Raw genomic sequence first — 24,223 nt, 5'->3', positions numbered from 1 at the left:
ATCGTTCTGCTTGCGTACGTCTCGTGTGAGTCCCGGATCTCGCCGGGTCATAGTACTGATCGGTGGGCGGACGGAGTGGACGGCGCACCGGAATCCCGCCGTGGCCGGTGCGGGCCACGGTCGCCGGTGCGCCGGACGTCCCCGACGCTCCGGTCATGTGCTATCAACCGTCATCGGCGCGCCCGTGTCAACCGGGGCGGCCGAACCGGCCGGCGCGGTCCCATCCTCGCACCCGCGCCGGCGGTACGCCGGGCGAACCGGCGACCCGCGCGGCACGGGCGGGCGGCGGAGGCCCGGACGCCGGGTGAAGGCGCGGGTCAGCGCAGGCGGTCCGCCGCCTCGGCCCACGCGGCGGCGTCGCCGCCGGGCTCGTACCGGCGGAGCGTCTGGGTGCGCGCGACCAGGTCGCGCATCTCCGCCAGGTCGCCGACGACGCCGTGGGCACGGGCCTGGACGAGCACGTTGCCCAGCGCCGTGGCCTCGACCGGGCCGGCGACGACCGGCAGGCCGCAGGCGTCGGCGGTGAGGCGGCACAGCAGGTCGTTGCGGCTGCCGCCGCCGACCAGGTGGACGACCTCCACCTCCCGTCCCGACAGGCGCACCGCCTCCCGCAGGGTGCGCCGGTGCGCCAGGGCGAGGCTGTCCAGCACGCACCGGACGACCTCCGCCCGGGTGCGCGGCTCGGGGAACCCCCGCCGGACGCAGTGCGCGGCGATCCGCGACGGCATGTCGCCCGGCGGAAGGAACTCGGGATCGTCGGGGTCGACGAGCGAGCGCAGCGCGGGCACCCGTTCGGCCTCGGCGAGCAGTGCGGGCAGGTCGGGTGAGCCCCAGGCGCGCATCGACTCCTGCAGCAGCCACAGCCCCATCACGTTGCGCAGGTACCGGACGGTCCCGTCGACGCCGCCCTCGTTGGTGAAGTTGGCCTTGCGGCTCTCCTCGCCGAGGACGGGCGCGGGCAGTTCCACCCCGACCAGCGACCAGGTGCCGCACGAGATGTAGCCGAACCGGCCGGTGGTCGCGGGGACGGCGGCGACGGCCGAGGCGGTGTCGTGGGAGGCCACGGCGGTCACCGCGAGCCCGGCCGCGACCCCGGTCTCCTCGGCCACTTCCGGCCGCGGCCGTCCGATGACCTCGCCGGGCTCGCGCAGCCCGGGCAGCAGGCGGCCGGGGAGGCCGAGCCGCTCGATCAGCGTCCCGGACCAGACGCCCTCGCGGACGTCCAGGAGCCCCGTGGTGGAGGCGTTGGTGCGCTCGGCGCCGACCTGCCCGGTCAGCCAGAACGCCAGCAGGTCGGGGATGAGGAGCAGGGTCTCGGCCCGCTCCAGGTCCGCCCGGGCCGCCACCAGCTGGTAGACGGTGTTGAACGGCAGGAACTGCAGGCCCGAGACCTGGTAGAGCAGATCGTCGCCGACCTCGGCGCGGACCCGTTCCATGACCCCGTCGGTACGGGTGTCGCGGTAGTGCACGGGGTTGCCGAGCAGCGTGCCGTTCCCGTCCAGCAGGCCGTAGTCGACCGCCCAGGAGTCGATGCCCACCGAGACCAGTTCCGGAGGGGCGGCGCGCAGGCCGTCCAGCACGTTGCCGTAGAGGCCGAGCAGGTCCCAGTACAGGGTGCCGTTGGCCCGGACCGGGCGGTTGGGGAAGCGGTGCACCTCGGTGAGGTCGAGCGTTCCCGCGCCGATCCGGGCGGTCATCACGCGCCCGCTGGAGGCGCCGAGGTCGACGGCCGCGAAGGTGGGGGTGGTGGTCATGCCGGTGTGCCGATCATGCAGAGGGCGATCATGGTGAGGGCTCTCATGAGGCGGCGCTCACGAGACGAGCAGGACTTCCAGGGTGCGGGGGCCGTGCACGCCCTCCACCCTGGACAGCTCGATGTCGCTGGTGGCCGAGGGGCCGGAGACGAAGGTCAGCGGCCGGCGCGGGTCCAGGCGCTCCAGCGCCTCGGGGACGTCGGCGGCGACCTGCTCGGCGGTGACGACGATGAGGTGGTAGTCGGGGACCAGCGACAGCGCGCGCGGCCCCTGCCCCGGGCCGTGGTCCAGGACGATCGTGCCGGTCTCGGCGATGGCCGCCGCGCAGCCGGTGACGGCGCCGGCCAGCCCGTCCAGGTCCGCGACCGCCGGATCACGGGTGAGCAGGACGGGGTCGGCGTCGGCGAGCCACGCGGCGGGCAGTCCGCCGGGGACCGCGTGGGTGCCCGGCCGGGCCGCCAGCGCCGCGGCGACCGCGCCGGGCAGCTCCCCGGAGGTGACCCGGCGCACTCCGGCGCGGTAGTCGGCGACCCGTTCGGCGAACAGGTCCAGGATGCCGTCCTCGTGGTGACGGCGCAGGTAGGAACGGTCGATCGCGGCGTAGGACGCGGCGATCCCGGCGGCGTCCCGGGGCGGCGCGATGCGGTCGATCCGGCCGAGGATGTCGTCCCGCGCGCTCATTTCCCGCCCTCCTCGTTCCGGCCGCCGTCGGTGCGGGCCCACCAGGCCCGGAAGGACTCCCGCGGCGGCGCGGGCGCGTCCCTGGTGTCGGTCCACGCCTTCAGCGGGCCCGGCAGGCGGCGGATCCGCCCGCCGCGGCCGACCACCCATCGGCTCGCCGACGCCGCGCGCTGCGCCATCCCGAGCCGGGCGGGGGAACGCAGCGTCCAGCCGGCGATGCCCATCACCGCACGTTCCATCGGATGCTTGCGCGAGCTCTCCACGGCGCGGGCGCGCAGGTGCACCAGCACCTCGGGGATGTCGATGGCGACCGGGCACGCCTCGAAGCACGCCCCGCACAGCGACGAGGCGTACGGCAGCGAGGCGTCCACCGGCGACCCGATCCCGCGGATCTGCGGCGAGAGGATCGCGCCGATCGGCCCGGGATAGGGCGAGCCGTAGGCGTGGCCGCCGGCGCGGGAGTACACCGGGCACACGTTCAGGCACGCCGAGCAGCGGATGCAGCGCAGCGCCTGCCGTCCCACCTCGTCGGCCAGCGTGGCGGTGCGGCCGTTGTCCAGCAGCACCAGGTGGAAGTCGCGGGGGCCGTCGCCGGGGGAGATCCCGGTCCAGGTGGAGGTGTAGGGGTTCATCCGCTCGGCGGTGGAGGAGCGGGGCAGCGTCTGGAGGAAGACCTCCAGGTCCCGCCAGCTGGGCACCAGCTTCTCCACGCCCATCACCGAGATCAGCGTCTCGGGGAGGGTGAGGCACATCCGGCCGTTGCCCTCCGACTCCAGCACCACCAGGGTGCCGGTGTCGGCGACGGCGAAGTTGACGCCCGACACCGCGACCTTGGCCGACAGGAACTTGGCCCGCAGGTGGCGGCGCGCGGCCTCGGCCAGCTCGGCGGGGGAGTCCGACAGCCCGGCCGGGGCGTCCGGCATCTCGCGGCGGAAGATGTCGCGGATGTCGGCGCGGTTGCGGTGGATCGCGGGGACCAGGATGTGGGAGGGCCGGTCGTGGCCGAGCTGCACGATCAGCTCGGCCAGGTCGGTCTCGTAGGCGGTGATGCCCTCCTCGGCCAGCGCCTCGTTGAGCCCGATCTCCTGGGTGGCCATCGACTTGACCTTGACGACCTCGGTCTCGCCGGTGGCCTTCACCAGGTCGGCGACGATCCGGTTGGCCTCGGCGGCGTCGCGGGCCCAGTGCACGGTGCCGCCGGCCTCGGTGACCCGCTCCTCCAGGAGGCGCAGGTAGTGCCCGAGGTCGGCCAGCACATGGTCCTTGATCTGCCGGCCGGCCTCGCGCAGCGCCTGCCAGTCGTCCAGCTCGGCGACCGCGGCCTCGCGGCGGCCCCGGATGGTGCCGGTGGCGTGGGCGAGGTTGTGCCGCAGCCGGGTGTCGGCGACGGCGCGCCGCGCGGCCTCGGGGAAGGCGGGCATCCCCAGGTAGGTGGGCATGGCCGCCTCGCCGCCGGTGGGCTTCGCGCCGGCCTTCCGGGGCGCGGCGGGGTCTGTCGCGTGCTGGTGCTTCATGCGCGGTCGTCCTCCGTGGCGGCGAGGACCTCGGCCAGGTGCACGGTCCGTACCCCGGACCGGGTCCGCGTGAGCGCGCCGCCGATGTGCATCAGGCAGGAGTTGTCGGCCGAGCACAGCGCCTCGGCCCCGGTGGAGCGCACGTTGGTCACCTTGTCGGCGCACATGGCCGCGGACACCTCCGAGTTCTTCAGCGCGAACGTCCCCCCGAACCCGCAGCACTCGGTCGCCTCGGGCAGCTCGACCAGGTCGATGCCGCGCACCTCGCGCAGCAGCCGCAGCGGCCGGTCGCCCACGTGCAGCATCCGCAGCGAGTGGCAGGTCGGATGGTAGGTGACGCGGTAGGGGAAGTAGGCGCCCACGTCGGTCACGCCGAGAACGTCCACCAGGAACTCCGACAGCTCGTAGACCTTGGGGACCACCTCGGCGACCCGGCCGGACAGCCCGCCGTCACCCTCCTCGACGGCGATCTTGGGGTGCCAGTCGCGGATCATCGCCGCGCAGGAGGCCGAGGGGGTCACCACCGCCTCGTACCCGGCGAACGCCTCGGCGAAGCCGCGCACCATCGGGACCGTCTGGCGCCGGTAGCCGGTGTTGAAGTGCATCTGGCCGCAGCAGGTCTGCGCGGTGGGGAAGTCCACCTCGTGGCCGAGCCTGCGCAGCAGCCGGACCGACGCCTGGCCGGTGCCGGGGAACATCGTGTCGTTCAGGCAGGTGACGAACAGCGCGATCTTCATAGTGGCCCTCCCTGGGCGCCGGCGCCCTCGCGGCGGCTGGAGTCGCGCACGACCAGCTCCGGCTGGAACATGACCTGCTGGTGCGCGTGCCCGTCAGGATCATCGCACTCCTCCAGCAGCAGTTCGGTGGCGATCCGCCCCAGCTGGTAGGTGGGCTGGCGCACCGAGCTCAGCGGGACCGCCGCGGCGGCCGAGAACTCGATGTCGTCGTACCCGATGAGGGCCACGTCGGTCGGCACCTTGACGCCCGCCTGCAGCAGCACCCGCATGACCCCCAGCGCGAGCAGGTCGTTGGCGCAGAAGATGGCGTCGGGCAGCGATCCGTCGGCCAGCAGCCGGCGGGCCGCCTCCTGCCCGGCGCGCGCGTTCATCGCCGGCACCGTCAGCTCCCGCATCGCCTCGCGGCCCAGGTCCGCGGCGCGCAGCGCCCGCAGCGCGCCCTTGCGGCGGTCGGCGCACTGCCGCAGCGCCGCCGGGCCGGTCACGAACGTGAGGGTACGGGCGCCCTCGGCCAGCAGCTGGCCGACCGCCAGCTCGCCTCCGGCCACGTCGTCGACCGCGACCGAGCACTGGTTGGCGCGCGGGGTGGGGTGGTCGAGAAGGACGACCGGCACGCCGCGCTCGCGCAGCCGGTCGGCGTTCTTCCCGTCGTCGCCCACGGGGGTGAGCAGGACGCCGCGCACCCGCTGCTCGGCGAACACCCGGATGTTGTGCTGCTCGCGCTCTCCGGACTCGGCGGAGGAGGACAGCAGCACCGCGTAGCCGCGCTCGCTGGCGACGTCCTCGACCCCGCGGGCCACGTCGGTGAAGAACGGGTTGGCCAGGTCGAGGACCATCAGCCCGACCGTGCTGCTGTGCCCGGCGCGCAGGGTGGAGGCCGAGCCGTTGCGGACGAAGCCCAGCTCCCGGATCGACCGCTCCACCCGGGCGCGGGTCGCCGCGGCCACCCGCTCGGGCCGGTTGAGCACGTTGGAGACCGTGCCGGGGGACACTCCCGCATGCTCGGCGACCTGTTTGATCCCCACGGTGCCCACGCTGTGCCCCCGGTCTCGTTCCGCTGGTGTGCCGCGCTCACTCTGGGTCATGTGTTTAAAACGTGTCAACCCCGTGGTCGGAAGTTCCCCCAGGGCACCGCCGCGTTCCGGGGGCCTCCGCACGCATCCGGCAAAGATCTCTTTTCCCCGATGGCGTCGGGGTTCACGGCCTCTCACCGGGGGGTTCCGCGGCAAGAGCCTCTTGACGAGTGCTTCGGCTCACATCTAGCGTCCTCCGCAACATCGCGTTAAAACGTTTTTCATCATCCGGTTACAGATCACCCCAGCGAGGAGGGTGGCCGTGAGCGCACCCGCTCGGTCGGCGCCGCCGACATTGGCACTGGTCAGCGTGAGCAAGTCGTTCGGCGCCGTCAAGGCCCTGCAGGGCGTCACCTTGGAGCTGCGCGCCGGCGAGGTGCACGCGCTGGCCGGCGAGAACGGCGCCGGCAAGTCCACCGTCGTCAAAACGTTCGCAGGCGTGCACCGGCCCGATTCGGGCGAGGTGCTCGTGGACGGAGAACCGGTGGTCTTCCACGGGCCCGCCGACGCGCAGCAGGCGGGCGTCGCGGTCATCTACCAGGAGCCCACCCTGTTCCCCGACCTGTCGGTCGCGGAGAACATCTTCATGGGCCGGCAGCCCCGCACCGGGCTCGGCCGCATCGACCGCCGCGCCATGCACGAGCAGACCGCCGAGCTGTTCGCCCGCCTCGGCGTCGCGCTGGAGCCGCAGCAGCCCGCCCGCGGCCTGTCGATCGCCGACCAGCAGGTGGTGGAGATCGCCAAGGCCATCTCCCGGGACGCCCGGGTGCTGATCATGGACGAGCCGACCGCCGCGCTGACCGGCCAGGAGGTCGCCCGCCTGTTCACGGTGACCCGCACCCTCAAGGAGCAGGGCTGCGCGATCCTGTTCATCTCGCACCGGCTCGAGGAGATCTTCGAGCTGTGCCAGACGGTCACCACGCTGCGTGACGGCACCTACATCGCCACCGAGCCGGTCGCCGGGCTCACCCCCGACGACCTGGTCCAGCGGATGGTCGGGCGCGAGCTCGGCGCGCTGTACCCCAAGCAGGAGGTCACCCCCGGCGAGGTCGTGCTGAAGGTGTCCCGGCTGACCCGTGAGGGCGCGTTCACCGACGTGTCCTTCGAGGTGCGGCGCGGCGAGATCGTCGCGCTGGCCGGGCTGGTCGGCGCGGGCCGCAGCGAGGTCGCCCGCGCGATCTTCGGGGTGGACCGCTGGGACGCCGGGAGCGTCGAGGTGGCCGGCAACGCGCTGCCGGCCGGCAGCCCCACCGCGGCGATGTCGGCGGGCGTCGCGCTCGTCCCCGAGGACCGCCGCCAGCAGGGCCTGGTCATGGACATGTCCATCGAACGCAACATGGGCCTGACCCAGCTGCGCTCGCTGCGCCGCGCCACCGGCCGCGGCCCCCTGATCTCCCGCAAGGTGGAACGGGACCGCGCCGCCGACTGGGCGCTGCGCCTCCAGCTGAAGTACGCCCGCCTCACCGACACCGTCGGCGTGCTGTCGGGCGGCAACCAGCAGAAGGTCGTGCTGGCCAAGTGGCTGGCCACCGAGCCGGCCGTGCTGATCGTCGACGAGCCCACCCGCGGCATCGACGTCGGCACCAAGGCCGAGGTGCACCGGCTGCTGTCGGAGCTGGCCGGGCAGGACCTGGCGGTGCTGATGATCTCCTCCGACCTGCCCGAGGTGCTCGGCATGGCCGACCGGGTGCTGGTGATGCACGAGGGCCGGCTGACCGCCGAGATCTCCCGCGCGGACGCCACCGAGGAGACCGTCATGGCCGCGGCGACCGGCCGCGCCGGTCACGGCTCCGGAAGGGCGGCCTGACACCGATGACCGTACTCGCCGAAACCCCTACCAAGCCCCCCTCCGGGCCGCCGTCCACCGGCAACGGCCGGCTGGTCGACCTGGTGCTGCGCGCCCGCGAGCTGAGCATCGCCGGGGCCCTGGTCGTCCTGGTGGTCGCCACCACGATCGCCAACCCCCGGTTCCTGTCCGCGCAGGGCGTGGAGGACATCTTCCTCAACGCCTCCATCCTGGCCCTGCTCGCGGTCGGCCAGACGATGGTCGTGGTCACCCGCAACATCGACCTGTCGGTCGGGTCGGTGGTCGGGCTGGTGGCGTTCGTCACCGGCAAGTTCGCCGCCGGCACCGACCGCAACGTGCTGCTGGTGATCCTGCTCGGCCTGCTCATCGGCGCGCTGTGCGGGCTGGTGAACGGCCTGCTGGTCAGCTTCTGCCGGGTGCCCGCCCTGGTGGTCACCCTGGGCACGCTGTACGTGATCCAGGGGATCGACCACTACGTCGCGCACGGCGAGCAGATCAGCGCCTCCGACCTGCCCTCCTCCGTCCTGGCCCTGGGCAACGACGCGCTGCTGGGGATCCCGTACCTGCCGATCATCACCGTGGTGGTCATGCTCGGCATCGGGTTCTACCTGCGCTCCTACTCCTCGGGCCGGGAGTTCTACGCGATCGGCTCCAACCCCGAGGCCGCCCGCCTGGCCGGCGTCCCGATCCGCCGCCGGGTGCTCTCCGCCTACCTGGTCAGCGGCGTGCTGGCCGGCCTGGCCGGGGTGCTGTGGCTGGCCCGGTTCGGCACCGTGGTCGCCGACGCCGCCAACGGCTGGGAACTGAAGGTCGTCAGCGCGGTCGTGGTCGGCGGCGTCGCCATCGTCGGCGGCGTCGGCACCGTGTACGGCGCGGCGCTGGGCGCCCTCCTCCTCACCACCATCGGCAGCGTGCTGGTGGTGCTCAAGGTCAACCCGTTCTGGCAGGACGCCATCACCGGCGTGCTGCTCCTGCTGGCCATCAGCGTGGACCGGCTGCTGGCCCTGCGCGTCACCCGGACGCTCAAGGCCAAGTCCAGGTCCAGGCGAGGCCGCCGCCGCGCCAACGGCAACGGCAACGGGAACGGCGCGGGCGACGCCGCCGGCGGCGGCCCGGCGGCCACGGCGGCGGCCACCGCCAAGGAAGAAGGGAACGCCCGCGATGAAGTTTGACGCACGCGGACTGATCCGCTGGGAGACCGCCGTCACCGCGCTGCTGGTGCTGGTCTTCGTGGGCGGCGCCGGGGTCTCCCCGGACTTCGCCAACGGCGACAACCTCTCGTTCGCGCTCGGCGACCTGAGCGAGATCGCGCTGATCGCGCTCCCGATGACCCTGCTGGTGGTGTGCGGCCAGGTGGACCTGTCGGTCGCCTCGGTGCTGGGCCTGTGCAGCGCCCTGACCGGATGGCTGTGGAACGCCGGCTGGGCGATCGAGACGATCATCCCGCTGGTGCTGGTGGTCGGCGTGGTCTGCGGACTGATCAACGGCCTGCTGGTCACACGCCTCGGCCTGCCGTCCCTGGCGGTGACCATCGGCACGATGACGCTCTACCGCGGCCTGGCGTACGTGGTGCTGGGGACCGAGGCCATCGCCCAGTTCCCGCAGCGCTACACCGACCTGGCCACCACCTCGGTCCCGGGCACGCCCATCCCGTACCCGATCGCGCTGTTCGCCCTGCTGGCCATCGTGACGGCCGTGGTGCTGCACGCCACCGGCCTCGGGCGCTCCCTGTTCGCGATCGGCTCCCAGGAGGACGCCGCCTACTTCGCCGGCATCCGGGTCAAGCGGATCAAGCTGGTGCTGTTCGTGGTCTCCGGGGTCGTCGCCGGGTTCGCCGGGATCGTGTTCACGCTGCGCTACGGCAGCGCCCGCGCCGACAACGGCCTCGGCCTGGAACTCACCGTCATCGCCGCGGTCCTGCTGGGCGGCATCGACTTCGACGGCGGCAAGGGCACCCTCGGCGGCGTCATCGCCGCGGTGCTGCTGATCGGCCTGCTGCGCAACCTGCTGATGCTCAACGACGTCTCCACCGAGATCCAGTCGATCGTCACCGGCCTGCTGCTGATCGTCTCGGTCCTCACCCCACGGCTGATCGCCGTGGTGCGCGAGTCCCGAGCCAAGGGCGGGGGCGCGCGACCCGCGTCCCCCGCCCCGGCGGCCTCGTCCTGACCCGTGCACCCGTCCCCGACCTCTGGACAGCCCCCCGCCGCCACCCTCCCCACCACCCCCGAAAGGCAAAGATCATGACCGTCCGTGTGCGGATGCCGCGCTTCGCCGCGATGGCCACCGTCAGCGCGCTGGCCCTCTCGCTGGCCGCCTGCGGTGGCACGACCAAGGACTCCGCCTCCTCCAACGGGAACGGCACCGCCGCCGGCGGGCAGGCCTCGGCCAACCCCAACGCCCCGATCAAGAAGGGACTGAAGATCGCGTTCCTGCCCAAGCAGGTCAACAACCCCTACGAGACGATCGTCGACAACGCCGGCATCGCCGCGGCCAAGGAGTACGGCGGCGAGGCCAAGGAGGTCGGCCCGTCCGACGCCTCGGCCTCCTCGCAGGTCTCCTACATCAACACCCTCGTCCAGCAGCGGCACGACGCGATCCTGATCGCGGCCAACGACGAGAACGCGGTGTGCGGCCCGCTCAAGGCGGCCATGGCCAAGAACGTCAAGATCGTGGCCTACGACTCCGACACCGCCAAGGACTGCCGGAACCTGTTCATCAACCAGGCCAGCTCCGAGGAGATCGGGCGCAGCCAGGTCAAGCTGCTGAGCGACCAGATCGGCGGCAAGGGCGAGATCGCGATCCTGTCGGCGACCGCCAACGCCACCAACCAGAACACCTGGATCAAGTTCATGCAGGACGAGCTGAAGAAGCCGGAGTACTCCGGCATGAAGCTCGTCAAGATCGCCTACGGTGACGACGACGACCAGAAGTCGTTCCAGCAGACCCAGGGCCTGCTGCAGGCGTACCCCAACCTCAAGGGCATCATCTCCCCGACCACCGTCGGCATCGCCGCCGCCGCCCGCTACATCGGCGGCTCCAAGTACAAGGGCAAGGTCACGCTGACCGGCCTGGGCACGCCCAACCAGATGCGGCAGTTCGTCAAGGACGGCACCGTCAAGCAGTTCGCGCTCTGGGACCCCAAGAACCTGGGCTACCTGGCCTCCTACGCCGCCGCCGCGCTGGCCTCCGGCCAGATCACCGGTGCGGAGGGTGAGAAGTTCAAGGCCGGCAAGCTCGGCGAGCGCACCGTCGGCGCCAACGGCGAGGTCATCCTCGGCCCGCCGACCGTCTTCGACGCCAAGAACATCGACCAGTACAACTTCTGACCTCCCGCCCCCGCCGTGGCCGCGTTCCCGGCCGTGCGGCCGGCCGCTCCGGCGACCGGCCGCCGGTCACCGGTCACGGCGGGGAGGGCCGGTCCACCCAGAGGGAGATCCTCGTGAAACGCGTCTGCTTCCTGCTCAAGGTGAAGCAGGACCGCCTGGAGGAGTACCGGGAGCGGCACGCCGCGGTCTGGCCGGAGATGCGGGCCGCGCTCCGCGACACCGGTTGGCGCAACTACTCGCTCTTCCTGCGCGAAGACGGCCTCCTCGTCGGCTACCTGGAGACCGACGACTTCGAGGCGGCCCTGGACGGCATGGAACGCACCGACGTCAACGCGCGCTGGCAGGCCGAGATGGCGCCCTTCTTCGAGGACCTGGACGGCCGCCCCGACGAGGGGATGCGGCCGTTGACCGAGGTCTTCCACCTGGACTAGAGGATTCGGAGAGGAACCCCCGTGACCGACATCAGCGCGGCGAAGGACGCCCTGCGCCGTCAGCACATCGAGACCCCCTCGTGGGCGTACGGCAACTCCGGCACCCGGTTCAAGGTGTTCGCCCAGCGCGGCGTGCCGCGCACCCCGCAGGAGAAGATCGACGACGCGGCCCAGGTGCACCGCTTCACCGGAGTGGCTCCCAGCGTCGCCCTGCACATCCCGTGGGACACCGTGGACGACTACGGCGCGCTGGCCGCCTACGCCAAGGAGCGGGGCGTCCAGATCGGCGCCATCAACACCAACGTCTTCCAGGACGACGACTACATGCTGGGCAGCGTCACCAACCCTGACCCGGCCATCCGGCGCAAGGCGCTGGACCACCTGCTGGAATGCGTCGACATCATGGACGCCACCGGCTCGCGCGACCTGAAGCTGTGGTTCTCCGACGGCACCAACTACCCGGGCCAGGACGACATCCGCGCCCGCCAGGACCGCATGGCCGAGGCCCTGTCCGCGGTGTACGAGCGGCTCGGCGACCACCAGCGGTTCCTGCTGGAGTACAAGCTGTTCGAGCCGGCGTTCTACACCACCGACCTGCCCGACTGGGGCACCTCGTACGCGCACTGCCTCAAGCTCGGCCCCAAGGCCCAGGTCGTGGTGGACACCGGGCACCACGCGCCCGGCACCAACATCGAGTTCATCGTGGCGTTCCTGCTGCGCGAGGGGAAGCTGGGCGGCTTCGACTTCAACTCGCGCTTCTACGCCGACGACGACCTGATGGTGGGCGCGGCCGACCCGTTCCAGCTGTTCCGGATCATGCACGAGGTCGTCCAGGGCGGCGGCTACGACCCCGAGACCGGGGTGGCGTTCATGCTCGACCAGTGCCACAACATCGAGCCGAAGATCCAGGGGCAGATCCGGTCGGTGATGAACGTCCAGGAGGCCACCGCCAAGGCGCTGCTGGTGGACACCGCCGCGCTGCGCGCCGCCCAGGGCTCCGGTGACGTGCTGGGCGCCAACGCGGTGTTCATGGACGCCTACAACACCGACGTCCGGCCGCTGCTGGCCGAGCTGCGCGAGGAGATGGGCCTGGACGCGGACCCGATCGCCGCCTACCTGGCCTCCGGCTACTACGAGAAGGTCATCGAGGAGCGCAAGGACGGCCAGGCCGCCGGATGGGGCGCCTGACCATGGCCATCACCCCCCGAAAGGCCGTGGTCCTGGGCGCCGGAGCCCTGCTCGTCACCGTCCTGGGCGGTGGCGGGCAGGCGGTGGCGCTCACCCCCCGGAACGCGCCCGCGAACGCCACCGCGCCCGCCGTCCAGGCTGCTGCGGCGCCCGCCCTGGAGCGGCTGAGCGACACGCAGCTGGACGCCCGCGCGCTCTACTTCGTGTCCTACGACGGGCTGGTCAACAACGCCTCGTTCCAGCAGAGCGGCATCCTCACCTACGCGGGCTACCAGTACGCCGGGTGGTATTCGGCCGACAGGAGTGCCGTCATCGCGCGGCGCCACCTGCCGAACGGGCCGTGGAAAGCGGTGACGCTGCCGCACAAGCTCACCGTGAACGACTCCCACAACGTGATCTCGATGGGGGTCTCGCCGCAGGACGGCCGCCTGCACGTGGCGATGGACACCCACAACAACCAGGTCTTCTACGTCAAGTCCGAGCCGGGCCTGGCGTCCGAGCCGTCCCCGAGCCGCTGGGACGCGGGCCGGTTCGGACCCGTCCAGCGCACCCTGGACGGCACCGACCTCGGCTCCATCACCTACCCGCAGTTCGCCGTCACGCCCGAGCGCAGGCTCCAGCTCGTCTACCGCACGGGCGGGTCCGGCAACGGCACCAACGAGATCGCCGAGTACGACGGCGGCACCTGGGCCAAGCTCGGCAAGTGGTCCAGCGCCGCCGGGACGTACACGGGCAACGGCCAGACCAGCAACGCCCGCAACATGTACGTGCACGGCGTCACCTACGGCAAGGACGGCCGCCTGCACGCCGCGTTCACCTGGCGCGAGCAGAACTTCGGCGTCCTGTGCCACCGGGGCGGGCTGTCCAACCACGACACCGGCTACGTCTACTCCGACGACCGCGGCCGTACCTGGCGCAACGACGCGGGACGGCAGGTGGCCGCCACCGGCACCCAGGACCTGGTCGCGCTGGACGACGAGGGCCTGGTCGTCGACCCGATCGACCCGAACCACGCCCTCATGAACCAGGAGAGCCAGGCCGTGGACGCGGCCGGCAACCCGCACGTGATCATCAGTTACGTGCCGGGCCGGTTCACCCAGTGCGTCACCGACTTCGTCGCCCAGCGCAAGGCGTACTCGCGCGCCTTCCACCTGACCCGCGACGCCGCCGGGAAGTGGCGCAAGATCGAGATCCCGGTGCCGAACGAGGCGTTCGGCCGCTCCAGGATCGTCTTCGACAGGTCCGACAACGCCTACGTGATCATGCCGTTCGGCCGCGTGGTCGCCGCGAGCAAGGCCACCGGCTGGACCGACTGGAAGCTGCTGTACGACGGCACGTTCGACGAGGACGGCCGCACCCTCAACGCCTTCGGCGAGGTGCTGGTCGACGACTCGCGGGTGGCGTCCGACGGCGTCCTGTCGGTGATGTACCAGCGCAGGTCGACCGGAACCACCCCGTCCCCGATCCGCGTCATCGACTTCCGGCTCGGATGAGACCCGGCTGACCAAGGAGCCACCTGGAATGCGCCCCACCCCGGCACCGCCACGGCCCCACCGAGCGACCTCCCTCCTGTCCCTCCGGCCCACCCTCAGGCGCCGCGGCACCGCGGCCCTGGTCGCCGCCGGGCTCGTGCTCGCCGCCGCCGCGCCCGCGCAGGCGCGCGAGGAGTCCGCGCTGCGCGTGACCGGCCTGGAGACCGAGCACGCCCCCACCCCGATCGCCGTCGCCGACCCCAGGCCCCGCTTCGGCTGGCTGCTGAAGGCCGCCGAACGCGGCCAGCGGCAGACCGCCTACCGCGTGTCCGTCGCCACCGCCGAGGGCGGCCGTACCGTCTGGGACTCCGGCGCGGTGACCGGCGCCCGCCCCTACGACGTCCGCTACGGCGGCCCGGCGCTGGACCCCGCCACCCGCTACACCTGGCGGGTCAAGGTCGCCGACGCGCGCGGGCGCTGGACCGGCTGGAGCAAGGCCACCTGGTTCGAGACCGCACTGGCCAAGGACGGGTGGCGCGGGTCCTGGATCGGCGCCCCCGGTGACGCCCCCACCGCGCCGGACCTGAACGGCACCAGCTGGATCTGGTACCCGGAGGGTGACCCGGCCACCAGCGCGCCCGCGGGGTCCCGCTACTTCCGGGGGACGTTCGACCTGGCGTCGGTTCCGGACGGGGCGCGCCTGGTGATGACCGCCGACGACGGCTTCACCGCCTGGGTCAACGGTGCCGAGGCCGGGGGCCGCGACCCCGACCCGGCGGCGGAGAACTGGCGGCGTCCCATCGTGGTCGACGTGACCGCCAAGCTCCGCCAGGGCCGTAACGTCATCGCCGTCAAGGCCACCAACGGCAGGGAGAGCCCCGCGGGGCTCCTCGGCCGCCTGGAGCTGCCCGGCCAGGCCCCGGAGCACTTCGACACCGCCGGATCGTGGCGTTCCACCGACCAGGAGCCGTCCGGTTCCTGGCAGGCCCCGGACCACGACGACGCCTCGTGGGCCCAGGCCAAGGTCCTGGCCGCCTGGGGCAGCGGCCCCTGGGGCAGGGTGACCGCCGAGAAGCCCACCCTTCCCGAGCCGCTGCTGCGCCGGGACTTCACCGTCCCCGGCAAGCGGATCGCCAAGGCCCGCCTGTACGCGGCGGGCGCCGGGTACGTCGAGCTGAGCCTGAACGGGCGCCGGGTCGGCGACGAGGTCCTCCAGCCGGGGTTCGTCCGCTACGACAAGCGCGTCCAGTACGTCACCCGCGACGTCACCTCGATGCTGCGCGGCGGCGGCAACGTGCTCGGCGCCCGCCTCGGCCGCGGCTTCTACGGCATGACCCAGCAGAACGTCTGGAACTGGCACGACACCCCCTGGACCGCCGAGCCGCGGCTGCTGGCCCAGCTCGTGGTCACCTACGCCGACGGCACCTCCCAGACCGTCGCCACCGACGGGCGGTGGCGCTACGCCGAGGGCCCGGTGCGGTTCGACTCCCTTTACGGCGGCGAGACCTACGACGCCCGCGAGGAGAAGCCCGGCTGGGACCGCCCCGGCTTCGACGCCTCCTCCTGGAAGAACGCCGCCACGCGCCCAGCGCCCGCGGCCACGATCGTCCCCGAGGAGCACGAGCCGATCAGGGTCACCGACACCCTGCGCCCGGTCTCGGTCACCAACCCCAAGCAGGGCACCTACGTCTTCAAGCTGCCGCGCAACATCGCCGGCTGGGCCCGCGTCCGCCCGCAGGGTCCCGCGGGCACGACGGTCGGGCTCAAGTACGGCGAGCGGCTCAACGACGACGGCACGGTCCGGGCCGACAGCGGCCACGTCACCGGGCGGTTCCAGATCGACGAGTACGTGCTGGCCGGCCGCGGCGAACCCGAGAGCTGGGAGGCCCGTTACACCTACAAGGGCTTCCAGTACGTCGAGGTCACCGGCTGGCCGGGCGAGGCCCCCACCGCCGACGACCTGGACGGCCGCGAGGTGCGCAGCGACCTGCGTCCGGCCGGGACGTTCCGCAGCTCCAACGAGCTGTTCGACACGATCAACACGATCACCCGGCAGACCGTGCTCAACAACTGGCACGGCATCCCGACCGACACCCCGATGTACGAGAAGAACGGCTGGACCGGCGACGCCCAGCTCATGGCGCCGATGGAGATGGCCGAGTTCGACCTGCGCCGGCTGTTCACCAAGTGGATGACCGACCACGGCGACAGCCTCGGCTCCGACGGGCTCGTCCCGGCGATCGTCCCCGACAACGGGTGGGGCCTGGGCCCCGGCTGGCCCTCGCCGCCGTGGCACGCCTCGTTCACCGTCGTCCCCTGGCTGATGTACGAGCGGTACGGCGACCGTGACGTGCTGGCCGCCAACTACCCGGCCATGCGCCGCTACCTGGACGGCTGGCTCACCCGTTCCAGCGACGGCATCTACCCCAGCCAGCTGAACGACTACCTGGCCCCCGGGTACGGCGGCAACACCCCCGAGGACATGCGGCTGCACGGCACCGCCTACACCTACTCCAACTCGCTGATCATGGCCGACATCGCCCAGGTCCTCGGCCGCGCCGACGACGCCGCCCGCTACCGGGCCGCCGCCGCGACGATGAAGGACGCCTTCAACCGGGAGTTCCTGCGCGGCGACGCCTACGTCACCCGGACCGACCCCGGCTACCGGCAGACCTCGGCGCTGATCGCGCTCGCCCTCGGCCTCGTCCCGGACGGTTCGGAGAAGGCCGTCACCGACCGGCTCGTCCGCGACGTCCGGGAACGCGGCGACCACCTCAACACCGGGGCGCTGGGCACCAAGTACCTGCTGACCCAGCTGACCAGGCGGGGCCACGGCGAGCTGGCCTACCGGGTCGCGAACCAGCGCACGTACCCGAGCTGGGGCTACTGGGTCGACAACGGCGCCACCACGCTGTGGGAGCGCTGGGACCTGGACGCCCGGTCCCGTGACCACGTCTTCCTCGGCGGCGCCATCGGCGAGTGGTTCTACGAGGACCTGGCCGGGATCCGGCCGGCCGCGCCCGGCTACGACCAGATCACCGTCGCGCCCCAGCCGCTGGGCGACCTGACGTCGGTGAACGCCACCACCCGTACCCCGCACGGCCCGGTCTCGGTCCGCTGGAAGCGGTCCGGCTCCGGATTCGCCCTGGAGGTGGACGTCCCGGTCGGCGCCACCGCGCGGATCGAGCTGCCCGCCGCGTCGGCGGAGCGGGTCACCGAGGGCGGGCGGGACGTGACCTCCGCGCAGGGCGTGCGCGTCCTGGGCACCGGGCAGGGCCCCAACGGAGGCGTCGTCCGGCTGGAGGCCGTCTCCGGCTCCTACAGATTCCACGCACGCAAGTGAGGAGATATCCCATGACCGCCACTCCACCCGAGGTGGAGCAACTGCTGGAGCGGGCCCACACCCTGGGCTCCGACCCGCGCAACACCAACTACGCGGGCGGCAACGCCTCGGCCAAGGGCACCGTCACCGACCCCGTGACGGCCCGGGACATCGAGCTGATGTGGGTCAAGGGCTCGGGCGGCGACCTGGGCACCCTCACCGAGGCGGGACTGGCCGTGCTGCGGCTGGACCGGATGCGCGCCCTGGTGGACGTCTACCCCGGCGTCGAGCGCGAGGACGAGATGGTCGCCGCGTTCGACTACTGCCTGCACGGCAAGGGCGGCGCCGCGCCGTCCATCGACACCGCCATGCACGGCCTGGTGGACGCCGCGCACGTCGACCACCTGCACCCCGACTCGGGGATCGCGATCGCGACCGCCGCCGACGGCGAGGAGCTGACCCGCCGGATCTTCGGCGACCGGGTGGCGTGGGTGCCGTGGCGGCGTCCCGGGTTCCAGCTGGGCCTGGACATCGCCGCCATCAAGAAGGACAACCCCCAGGCCATCGGGGTGATCCTCGGCGGCCACGGCATCACCGCCTGGGGCGCGACCAGCGCCGAGTGCCAGGCCGGCGCGCTGGAGATCATCCGTACCGCCGAGGCGTTCATCGCCGAGCACGGCAAGGCCGACCCGTTCGGCCCGGTGGTGCACGAGACGCTGCCGGAGGCCGAGCGGCACGCCCGCGCGGCGGCGCTGTTCCCGCTGGTGCGGGGGCTGGCCTCCACCGACCGCCCGCAGGTGGGGCACTACACCGACAGCCCCGAGGTGCTGGACTTCGTCTCCCGCGCCGAGCACCCGAGGCTGGCGGCGCTGGGCACCTCCTGCCCGGACCACTTCCTGCGCACCAAGGTCGCCCCGCTGGTCCTGGACCTGCCGCCGGACGCGCCGCTGGAGCAGGTGGCCGACCGGCTGCGCGAGCTGCACGCCCGGTACCGGGACGACTACGCCGCCTACTACGCCCGGCACGCCACCGAGGACTCCCCGGCGATGCGGGGCGCGGACCCGGCGATCGTGCTGGTCCCCGGCGTGGGCATGTTCAGCTTCGGCGCGAACAAGCAGACCGCGCGGGTCGCCGGCGAGTTCTACGTCAACGCGATCAACGTGATGCGCGGTGCCGAGGCGCTGTCCAGCTACGCGCCCATCCCCGAGGCGGAGAAGTTCCGCATCGAGTACTGGGAGCTGGAGGAGGCCAAGCTCCGCCGGATGCCCAAGCCCAAGCCGCTGGCCACGCGGGTCGCGCTGGTCACCGGCGGCGGCTCGGGCATCGGCGCGGCCACCGCCCGCCGGCTGGCCGCCGAGGGCGCCTGCGTCGTCGTCGCCGACCGCGACCTGGCCGCCGCCGAGAAGGTCGCCGCCGAGATCGGCGCGGGCGCGCTGCGACAGTCGGACGTCGCGGTCGCGGTCGCGGTGGACGTGACCGACGAGGAGCAGATCGCCGCCTCCGTGCGGGCCGCCGTCCTGGCCTTCGGCGGGGTCGACCTGGTGGTCAACAACGCCGGGCTGTCGATCTCCAAGCCGCTGCTGGAGACCTCCGCCGCCGACTGGGACCTCCAGCACGACGTGATGGCGCGCGGCTCGTTCCTGGTGTCCCGGGAGACCGCCCGCGTCATGGTCGACCAGAAGATGGGCGGCGACATCATCTACATCTCCTCCAAGAACGCCGTGTTCGCCGGGCCCAACAACGTCGCCTACGGCGCGACCAAGGCCGACCAGGCCCACCAGGTCCGGCTGCTGGCCGCCGAGCTGGGCGGGCACGGCATCCGGGTCAACGGCATCAACCCCGACGGGGTCGTCCGGGGCTCGGGCATCTTCGCCGGCGGCTGGGGCGCCAAGCGCGCCGCCGTCTACGGCGTGGAGGAGGAGAGGCTCGGCGAGTTCTACGCCCAGCGGACCCTGCTCAAGCGCGAGGTGCTGCCCGAGCACGTCGCCGCCGCCGTCTTCGCCCTCACCGGCGGGGACCTGACCCACACCACCGGGCTGCACGTCCCGGTGGACGCGGGCGTGGCCGCGGCGTTCCTGCGCTGACCGGAGGCCGCCCAGACCCGGTGGGGGCGGCGCCGGTCACGCAGGAGCCGCGCCGCCCCCACCGCTCCAACCCGTCCCGACACCCCCCACGGACGCCGACCGCAGAGAGCACAGACTGGAGAGCGAGACATGACCACCAACACCTCACCGGCCCAGATCGCCGGGACGCCGCCCCCGGTACGGGTGGGGCTGGTCGCCGGTGGGCTGGGCGCCTACTGGCCGCAGTTCCCCGACCTGCTGCCGCAGCTGCGGCGGTCGGCCGAGCGGGTGTCGGAACGGATGCGCGGCCTGGGCGCCGAGGTGGTCGACGTCGGCTTCATCTCCGACGCCGAGGAGGGGGCCGCCGCCGCCGAGAAGCTGCGCGAGGCCGGCTGCGACATCATCGTGGGCTTCCTCACCACGTACATGACCGCCACCATGCTGGTGCCGATCGCGCAGCGGTCCGGCGCCCCGGTGCTGCTGATCAACCTGCAGCCGACCGAGTCGATGGACCACGCCACCTTCGACACCGGCCAGTGGCTGGCCTACTGCGGCGCCTGCCCGCTGCCGGAGATGGCCAACGCCTTCACGCGCTGCGGCATCCCGTTCCGTTCGGTGTCGGGTTACCTGGAGGACGAGCGCGCCTGGGCCAAGATCGGCCGCTGGGTGCGGGCCGCCGGGGTACGGGCCGCGCTGCGCCGGGGCCGGCACGGCCTGATGGGCCACCTCTACCCGGGAATGCTCGACGTCTCCACCGACCTGACGCTCGTCAGCGCCAACTTCGGCGGGCACGTGGAGGTGCTGGAGTTCGACGACCTGCGGGTCCGGGTGGAGAAGGTCACCGACGCCGAGGCCAGGGCCAAGGTGGAGGAGGCCACCGCCACCTTCGAGCTGGCCGACTCGGTCAACGAGGAGGACCTGGCCTGGGCGGCGCGCGTCTCGGCCGGGCTGGACCACCTCGTGGAGGACTTCGGGCTGGACAGCCTCGCCTACTACCACCGCGGGCTGGACGGGGAGATCCACGAGCGGCTGGGCGCCGGGATGATCCTCGGCGCCTCGCTGCTCACCGCGCGCGGCGTCCCGGCGGCGGGGGAGTACGAGCTGCGCACCTCGCTGGCCATGCTGATCGCCGACCGGCTGGGCGCGGGCGGCTCGTTCACCGAGCTGCAGGCGCTGGACTTCCAGCGCGGCCACGTGGAGATGGGCCACGACGGTCCCGCCCACCTGGCGATCAGCGCGCGCCGCCCGCTGCTGCGCGGGCTGGGCGTCTACCACGGCAAGCGCGGGTACGGCGTGTCGGTCGAGTTCGACGTCAGGCACGGGCCGGTCACCGCGTTCGGCGTCATCCAGCGCCGCGACGGGCGGTTCGCGTTCGTCGCCTCCGAGGGGGAGACCGTCGACGGCCCGCTGCTGCAGATCGGCAACACCACCTCGCGGGTGGACTTCGGCTGCGACCCCGGCGAGTGGGTGGACGCCTGGAGCGCCACCGGCATCTCCCACCACTGGGCCCTCGGCACCGGCCACATGGTCGCCGACCTGAGGGCGCTGGCCGACCTGATGGACGTCGAACTGGTCGAGGTGAGCCCCTGACCCGAGCCCGACGAACAACGTGTCCGTTCTCGACCTGAGTGAGTGATCGGGGGATCCCACCCTAGGTGCCGGTGACCGGGCCCCGGCCGCGCGACGCGGCCGGGGGCCCTGGTCGGCGTGCCCGAAACCGGAGGTTGCCCGTGAGGCGAACACCGTCCAGACTGCTCATCCTCCCCGCGTCCCTGCTCCTGGCCGTCACCGCCGGAGGCGTCGCCCCCGCCGCGGCGGCCCCCGCCGGCGGCGTCCGCGTCCTGACGGCCACCACCGAGTACGGCGAACGGCCGCTCGGGATCGACGACCCGCGGCCCCGGCTGAGCTGGCGGCTCGGCGCGGCCGGACCGGACCTCCGGAACCAGGCGCAGTCGGCGTACGAGATCCACGTCGCCACCAGCCCGGAACGGCTCGCGTCCGGGGACGTCTGGGACAGCGGGAAGGTCGGCTCCGGCCAGTCCGTGCTGGTCTCCTACGGCGGTCCCGCGCTCAAGCCCCGCACCCGCTACCACTGGACCGTCCGCGTGTGGGACGCGGCGGGCCGCCCGTCGGAGTGGAGCAGGCCGACCTGGTGGGAGACCGGGCTGCTGGACGGCTCCACCCTCGGCGGCCGGTGGATCGGCCACGACTCGCCGCTCCCGCTGCCCACCTCCTTCACCGGGCAGAACGACCCCGCGCAGCTCACGACCGGCACGCAGGGGCAGACGTTCACCTCCGACAAGCCGGTCACCGAGGTGTCGATCCCGATGCCGACCTGGCACACCTCCGACGCCGACGTGACCGTCGCCCTGTACGCGGGCGGCCCGGGCGGCGAGCTCCTGGCGCGGCGCCGGGTGGAGGACCACGCCGACAACGCCGAGGTGACCCTGGCCCTGGACGAGCCCGCGCCGCCCGGCGCGTACTACGTCGAGCAGTCCGAGCCGTCCGGCAAGATCGGCTGGTGGGGGCACACCGGCGGCGGCTACGAGCACGGGCAGGCGTACAAGGACGGCAAGCCCGCCGCGGGTGACCGCCGGTTCTCGTTCCGGACCGTCTCCACCGGTGCCGACGGGCTGACCTCCCAGCTCCGCAAGGACTTCCAGGTCGGCAAGAAGGTCGCCCGGGCCCGGCTCTACTCCACCGCGCTGGGCGTCTACACCGCCGAGATCAACGGCCGCCGGGTCGGCGACCACGAGCTGGCGCCGGGCTGGACCGACTACAACACCCGCGTCCAGTACCAGACCTACGACGTCACCAAGCTGCTGCGCGCCGGCGGCAACGCCATCGGCGCCACCCTCGCGCCCGGCTGGTACGCCGGGCACATCGCCATCTTCGGGCCCGCCCAGTACGGACCGCGCCCGTGGCTGCGCGCCCAGCTGCAGATCGACTACACCGACGGCACCTCGCAGAAGATCGTCACCGACCCGAGCTGGCGCAGCGCCACCGGGCCCGTCCAGTCCTCCGACCTGCTGATGGGCGAGTCCTACGACGCGCGCGAGGAGACGCCGGGCTGGAGCCGGCCGGGCTTCGACGCCGCCGCCTGGAAGCCGGTCCTGCTCAACGACCAGGCCAAGGCCCTGCCCGTCGCCCAGCCCGACGCCCCGACCCGGGTCGAACGGGAGATCAGGCCGGTCAAGATCACCAGCCCCAAGGCGGGCGTGCACATCTTCGACCTGGGCCAGAACATGGTGGGCACGGTACGGCTGCGCGTCTCCGGCGAGGCCGGCAGGACCGTCACCCTCAGGCACGGCGAGGTCCTCAACAAGGACGGCGGCCTCTACACCGGCAACCTGCGCACCGCCAAGGCCACCGACACCTACACCCTCAAGGGCGGCGGGACCACCGAGACCTACACGCCCCGCTACACCTTCCACGGCTTCCGCTACGTCGAGGTGACCGGCTACCCGGGCACCCCCGGCCCGGACGCCGTCACCGGACGGGTCATGCACACCTCCGAGCCGCTGACCATGTCGTTCAAGACCGACGTGCCGATGCTCGACCAGCTGCACAGCAACATCACCTGGGGGCAGCGCGGCAACTTCCTCACCGTCCCCACCGACACCCCGGCCCGGGACGAGCGGATGGGCTGGTCGGGCGACATCAACGTGTTCTCCCGCACCGCCACCTACAACATGGACTCCGCGCGCTTCCTGACCAAGTGGATGCAGGACATGCGGGACGCCCAGTCCGGTGACGGGGCCTTCCCGGACGTCGCGCCGAAGGTCGGGTTCATCGGCGGCGGCGCCGCGGGCTGGGGCGACGCGGGCGTCACCGTCCCCTGGAACCTCTACCAGGCGTACGGCGACCGGCGGGTGCTCGAGACCAACTACCCCGCGATGCGGAAGTGGATCTCCTACCTGGAGAACAACAGCGACGGGCTGCTGCGCCCCGCCTCCGGCTACGGCGACTGGCTCAACGTCGACGACGAGACGCCCAAGGACGTCATCGGCACCGCCTACTTCGCCTACGCGAGCACCCTCGTCGCCAAGGTCGCCCGCGTGCTGGGCAAGGAGGACGACGCCCAGGGCTACGACGCCCTGGCCGCACGGGTGCGCGCCGCGTTCAACGGCGCCTACGTCACCGAGGGCGGCGCCCGCGTGAAGGGCGACACCCAGACCGCCTACGTCCTGGCGCTGGGCATGGGGCTGCTGCCCGAGAGCGCCCGCAAGCCCGCCGCCGACCGGCTGGTCGAGCTGATCAAGGCGCGGGACTGGCACCTGTCCACCGGGTTCCTCGGCACCCCGCAGCTGCTGCCCGTGCTCACCGCGACCGGGCACACCGACGTGGCCTACCGGCTGCTGCGGCAGCGGACCTTCCCGTCCTGGGGCTACCAGATCGACAAGGGCGCGACCACGATGTGGGAGCGCTGGGACTCCATCAAGCCGGACGGGAGCTTCCAGGACGAGGGCATGAACTCCTTCAACCACTACGCCTACGGGGCCGTGGGCGAGTGGATGTACGAGAACATCACCGGCATCGCCGCCGGTGAGCCCGGCTACCGGCGCATCGTGATCCGGCCCCGTCCGGGCGGCGACGTGCGCCGGGCCGAGGGCCGGTACGACTCGGTCTACGGCCCGATCCGCACCGGCTGGTCCGTCCGGGACGGACGCTTCGACCTGTCGGTGTCCGTGCCCGTGAACACCACCGCGGAGGTCTGGGTCCCGGCCCGGTCGGCCGCGGAGGTCTCCCAGAAGGGCGCCACGTTCCTGCGCATGCAGGACGGCGCCGCCGTCTTCTCCGTCGGCTCCGGCTCCCACCGCTTCTCCGCCCCCGGCGCCGGCTGACCCTCCGC

General features: G+C 72.6%; 16 protein-coding genes. 11 read left to right on the top strand and 5 right to left on the bottom strand.

The genetic code is table 11. The features are described from left to right. Positions 1-317 precede the first annotated feature (317 nt). The 5 genes from IW256_RS24000 to IW256_RS23980 form a co-directional block, all read right to left on the bottom strand. Positions 318-1,754 carry a rhamnulokinase gene (locus IW256_RS24000; RefSeq protein ID WP_197013121.1) on the bottom strand — a complete coding sequence of 479 codons (1,437 nt, stop codon included), beginning with the start codon at positions 1,752-1,754 and terminating at the stop codon, positions 318-320. 57 nt (positions 1,755-1,811) lie between these two features. After that, positions 1,812-2,435 (bottom strand): LutC/YkgG family protein, encoded by a 624-nt coding sequence (locus IW256_RS23995; RefSeq protein ID WP_197013120.1) that lies wholly within the window; start codon positions 2,433-2,435, stop codon positions 1,812-1,814. Then, a complete protein-coding gene (locus tag IW256_RS23990; RefSeq protein ID WP_197016508.1) occupies positions 2,432-3,856 on the bottom strand; it encodes a LutB/LldF family L-lactate oxidation iron-sulfur protein in 1,425 nt (474 codons plus the stop codon). The genes IW256_RS23995 and IW256_RS23990 overlap by 4 nt, the downstream gene beginning before the upstream one ends. 89 nt (positions 3,857-3,945) lie before the next feature. Beyond that, entirely contained in the window at positions 3,946-4,686 is a 741-nt protein-coding gene (locus IW256_RS23985; protein WP_197013119.1) for a (Fe-S)-binding protein, read from the bottom strand. Beyond that, complete coding sequence (locus tag IW256_RS23980; protein ID WP_197013118.1) at positions 4,683-5,771, bottom strand: LacI family DNA-binding transcriptional regulator; 1,089 nt, start codon at positions 5,769-5,771, stop codon at positions 4,683-4,685. The genes IW256_RS23985 and IW256_RS23980 overlap by 4 nt, the downstream gene beginning before the upstream one ends. 250 nt (positions 5,772-6,021) lie before the next feature. Here IW256_RS23980 and IW256_RS23975 point away from each other — a divergent pair, with 250 nt between their 5' ends. From IW256_RS23975 to IW256_RS23925, 11 genes are all read left to right on the top strand, one after another. Beyond that, complete coding sequence (locus IW256_RS23975; RefSeq protein ID WP_420535419.1) at positions 6,022-7,566, top strand: sugar ABC transporter ATP-binding protein; 1,545 nt, start codon at positions 6,022-6,024, stop codon at positions 7,564-7,566. 5 nt (positions 7,567-7,571) lie between these two features. Continuing rightward, positions 7,572-8,738, top strand: coding sequence for an ABC transporter permease (locus tag IW256_RS23970; protein WP_197013117.1), 1,167 nt, complete (start codon positions 7,572-7,574; stop codon positions 8,736-8,738). Further along, entirely contained in the window at positions 8,728-9,735 is a 1,008-nt protein-coding gene (locus IW256_RS23965) for an ABC transporter permease (protein WP_197013116.1), read from the top strand. The genes IW256_RS23970 and IW256_RS23965 overlap by 11 nt, the downstream gene beginning before the upstream one ends. Before the next feature lie 74 nt (positions 9,736-9,809). Continuing rightward, the gene (gene rhaS, locus IW256_RS23960) at positions 9,810-10,895 is read left to right on the top strand and encodes a rhamnose ABC transporter substrate-binding protein (RefSeq protein ID WP_197013115.1); all 1,086 of its coding nucleotides are present in this window, start codon (positions 9,810-9,812) and stop codon (positions 10,893-10,895) included. Between the two features lie 113 nt (positions 10,896-11,008). After that, entirely contained in the window at positions 11,009-11,326 is a 318-nt protein-coding gene (locus IW256_RS23955; protein WP_197013114.1) for an L-rhamnose mutarotase, read from the top strand. A gap of 21 nt (positions 11,327-11,347) precedes the next feature. Beyond that, positions 11,348-12,514 carry an L-rhamnose isomerase gene (gene rhaI, locus IW256_RS23950; RefSeq protein ID WP_197013113.1) on the top strand — a complete coding sequence of 389 codons (1,167 nt, stop codon included), beginning with the start codon at positions 11,348-11,350 and terminating at the stop codon, positions 12,512-12,514. Further along, positions 12,502-14,007, top strand: a complete 1,506-nt coding sequence (locus IW256_RS23945) for a BNR repeat-containing protein (protein WP_231403904.1) — start codon at positions 12,502-12,504, stop codon at positions 14,005-14,007. The genes rhaI and IW256_RS23945 overlap by 13 nt, the downstream gene beginning before the upstream one ends. Positions 14,008-14,035: 28 nt before the next feature. Beyond that, the gene (locus IW256_RS23940; protein ID WP_197013112.1) at positions 14,036-17,329 is read left to right on the top strand and encodes a family 78 glycoside hydrolase catalytic domain; all 3,294 of its coding nucleotides are present in this window, start codon (positions 14,036-14,038) and stop codon (positions 17,327-17,329) included. A gap of 11 nt (positions 17,330-17,340) precedes the next feature. After that, entirely contained in the window at positions 17,341-19,392 is a 2,052-nt protein-coding gene (locus tag IW256_RS23935) for a bifunctional aldolase/short-chain dehydrogenase (RefSeq protein ID WP_197013111.1), read from the top strand. A gap of 129 nt (positions 19,393-19,521) precedes the next feature. After that, positions 19,522-20,961, top strand: a complete 1,440-nt coding sequence (locus tag IW256_RS23930; protein ID WP_197013110.1) for an L-fucose/L-arabinose isomerase family protein — start codon at positions 19,522-19,524, stop codon at positions 20,959-20,961. A 140-nt stretch (positions 20,962-21,101) separates the two neighbouring features. After that, positions 21,102-24,215, top strand: coding sequence for a glycoside hydrolase family 78 protein (locus IW256_RS23925; protein ID WP_197013109.1), 3,114 nt, complete (start codon positions 21,102-21,104; stop codon positions 24,213-24,215). Positions 24,216-24,223: the final 8 nt, after the last annotated feature.

The sequence above is a fragment of the Actinomadura viridis genome (genome assembly GCF_015751755.1).
Lineage (GTDB): Bacteria > Actinomycetota > Actinomycetes > Streptosporangiales > Streptosporangiaceae > Spirillospora > Spirillospora viridis.
This window is presented reverse-complemented; position numbering and strand designations above follow the sequence as displayed.

Coding starts and splice junctions, on each gene's coding strand:
- IW256_RS24000 (WP_197013121.1), bottom strand. CDS start 1,754: ATGACCACCACCCCCACCTTCGCGGCCGTCGACCTCGGCGCCTCCAGC.
- IW256_RS23995 (WP_197013120.1), bottom strand. CDS start 2,435: ATGAGCGCGCGGGACGACATCCTCGGCCGGATCGACCGCATCGCGCCG.
- IW256_RS23990 (WP_197016508.1), bottom strand. CDS start 3,856: ATGCCCGCCTTCCCCGAGGCCGCGCGGCGCGCCGTCGCCGACACCCGG.
- IW256_RS23985 (WP_197013119.1), bottom strand. CDS start 4,686: ATGAAGATCGCGCTGTTCGTCACCTGCCTGAACGACACGATGTTCCCC.
- IW256_RS23980 (WP_197013118.1), bottom strand. CDS start 5,771: ATGACCCAGAGTGAGCGCGGCACACCAGCGGAACGAGACCGGGGGCAC.
- IW256_RS23970 (WP_197013117.1), top strand. CDS start 7,572: ATGACCGTACTCGCCGAAACCCCTACCAAGCCCCCCTCCGGGCCGCCG.
- IW256_RS23965 (WP_197013116.1), top strand. CDS start 8,728: ATGAAGTTTGACGCACGCGGACTGATCCGCTGGGAGACCGCCGTCACC.
- rhaS (WP_197013115.1), top strand. CDS start 9,810: ATGACCGTCCGTGTGCGGATGCCGCGCTTCGCCGCGATGGCCACCGTC.
- IW256_RS23945 (WP_231403904.1), top strand. CDS start 12,502: ATGGGGCGCCTGACCATGGCCATCACCCCCCGAAAGGCCGTGGTCCTG.
- IW256_RS23940 (WP_197013112.1), top strand. CDS start 14,036: ATGCGCCCCACCCCGGCACCGCCACGGCCCCACCGAGCGACCTCCCTC.
- IW256_RS23935 (WP_197013111.1), top strand. CDS start 17,341: ATGACCGCCACTCCACCCGAGGTGGAGCAACTGCTGGAGCGGGCCCAC.
- IW256_RS23930 (WP_197013110.1), top strand. CDS start 19,522: ATGACCACCAACACCTCACCGGCCCAGATCGCCGGGACGCCGCCCCCG.